Source organism: Brevundimonas sp. (assembly GCF_036399195.1).
Lineage (GTDB): Bacteria > Pseudomonadota > Alphaproteobacteria > Caulobacterales > Caulobacteraceae > Brevundimonas.
This window is the reverse complement of record NZ_DASWNO010000071.1, coordinates 1-2,107: the sequence shown is the minus strand read 5'-3', so window position 1 is coordinate 2,107 and position 2,107 is coordinate 1. Positions and strand designations below refer to the sequence as shown.

Below are 2,107 nucleotides of genomic sequence, written 5' to 3'. Positions count from 1 at the left end.
GCCTGATCGTCCGGCCCGCCGAGGTTGAACAAGACGACGGCGATGCGCTGGCTGCCCTGCGCCGTCATTGCGCGCCGATCCGCTTCAGCACCTGTTCGACATGGGCGATCGGCACGTCGGGCAGGATGCCGTGGCCGAGGTTGAAGATCCACGGCCCCCCGCCGCCTTCTGGCCCCCAGGCCTCGAGCAGTTGATCGACCCGGCGATCCAGCAGCGGCCCGCCGGCGCGCAGCAACAGGGGATCGAGCGCGCCCTGAATGGGCTTTATCGCCTGCACCCGCCGGCCGACCTCAAGCGGACAGGCGGTGTCCAGAGCCACGGCCTGCACGTCGCACTCTCTGGCATAGCGCTCCGCCAGCGCCGCCGAGCCGCGCGGGAAGCCGATCAGGGGCACGGTGACGCCCAGTTCGCGCACCCGCCGCACCAGCGCCTGATGCGGCCCCAGCACCAGCCGTTCGAACAGGTCGTCGGGCAGCCCCTCGGCCCAGCTTTCGAAGATCTTCAGCACCTGCGCCCCGGCGTCGGCCTGCATCTTCAGATAATGCGCCGTGGCCTCGACCAGCACCTCGAGCAGGGCTTCGACCTTCTCCGGCTCGGCGTAGGCGTAGGTCCGGGCCAGCGCCCGCTCTCCCTTGCCGATGGTCCGGGCCTCGCCGTCCAACATATAGGTCGCGACCGTCCATGGCGCCCCCGCGAAGCCGATCAGGGCCTTGGCGGGGTCCAGCTGCTCTCGGACCAGGGAGAGGGTCTGGCCGATCGACTTCAGGGCCTCGCCGGCCCCTTCCGCCCGATCGCGCATGCTCTCGACCGACGGCATGGCCCCGAGCCGGGGGCCTTCGCCGGCTTCGAACCAGACGTCCTGCCCCAGAGCCCGCGGAATCAACAGGATGTCGGCGAAGACGATGGCGGCGTCGAAGCCGAACCGGCGCATCGGCTGCAGCGTCGCCTCGGCCGCCTTCTCCGGATCGTGGCAGAACTCGATGAACCCTGGCGTCGTCGCCCTGAGCGCCCGGTATTCCGGCAAGTAGCGCCCGGCCTGACGCATGAACCACACCGGCGGACGCGCCGTCGTCTCGCCCGACAGGACCTTGAGCAACAGGGGGGCGGCGGCCAAGTCGCTGGTCTGGGCGGGGGTCTGGGCGTTCATCTGCTCCGGTCCTACCGGCGGCCCGGTCCATGCTCAAGCCCGGCCCGTGTCGCACCCTTCCAATCCTTCTCAAAGAAAGAGTCTTGAGGAATGGAGGAAGAAGGCAGGGCCGGGGATGACGGGGATAAGCCGGCGGTCCGGCGGCGGTCCGACCAGGTTGTCCGCAGATCCGGCCGGCGGACATGTACGCTTCAGGAGCGCTGGTGAAAGCGGGGATAAGCCAGGAAGACGCCCGCAGGCCGGGCTCGGGCGGGCGGCAAGCTTCGGCGCCCGACCGGGCGCCGTTAAGGTCTTGTTAAGTCTTTCCACAGCCGGTCCCAACCGGCGCCGGCGCCTTGGGACGAACCGCCTTGGGGAGGGGGTCGCCGTCCACCCCTGTCCCCGCTCGCGGCCCGGTTCCGTCCCGGCTATAGGAAAAGACCCGCAGGTCCGGGCTGACGGCGCCCCGCCCGGTCCACAGGAGATACGAAGATATGGACAGCCGCCGATGAGCCCGGGCGCCCCGCGAGCCAACAGTCCCGCCCGGCTGGCGACCTATTTCCACGTCCATCTGGTATCGGATTCGACCGGCGAGACGCTGAACGCCATGGCCAAGGCGGTGGTGGCCCGGTTCGACGGCGTCATTCCCATCGAGCACATCTACGCCCTCGTCCGCTCCGAGAAGCAGATGGAACGGGTGCTGGAGGAGATCGCCGCCTCCCCCGGCGTGGTGCTGCACACCCTGGTCGACCGCGATCTGCGCGAACAGCTGGAGGCAGGCTGCCGCGAGTTGGACATGCCCCAGATCGCGGCGCTCGACCCGCTGGTCGGGGCGCTTTCCCGCTATCTGGGCGCGGCGCTGTCGACCCGGGTGGGCGCGCAGCACGCGCTGGACACCGACTATTTCAACCGCATCGCCGCCCTAGACTTCGCCATGGCCCATGACGACGGCCAGGGCACGACGGCGCAGCTGGAGAGCGC

Annotated in this window: 2 protein-coding genes; one reads left to right on the top strand and one right to left on the bottom strand. The window is 69.7% G+C overall.

Annotation, left to right across the window (positions count from 1 at the left end; genetic code table 11):
* Positions 1 to 64: 64 nt before the first annotated feature.
* Positions 65 to 1,147 (bottom strand): uroporphyrinogen decarboxylase, encoded by a 1,083-nt coding sequence (gene hemE / locus VGB60_RS03510; RefSeq protein WP_331036896.1) that lies wholly within the window; start codon positions 1,145 to 1,147, stop codon positions 65 to 67.
* Between the two features lie 487 nt (positions 1,148 to 1,634).
* Here hemE and VGB60_RS03505 point away from each other — a divergent pair.
* Positions 1,635 to 2,107 (top strand): kinase/pyrophosphorylase (locus VGB60_RS03505; protein WP_331036895.1); only part of this gene is annotated, 473 nt, incomplete at its 3' end.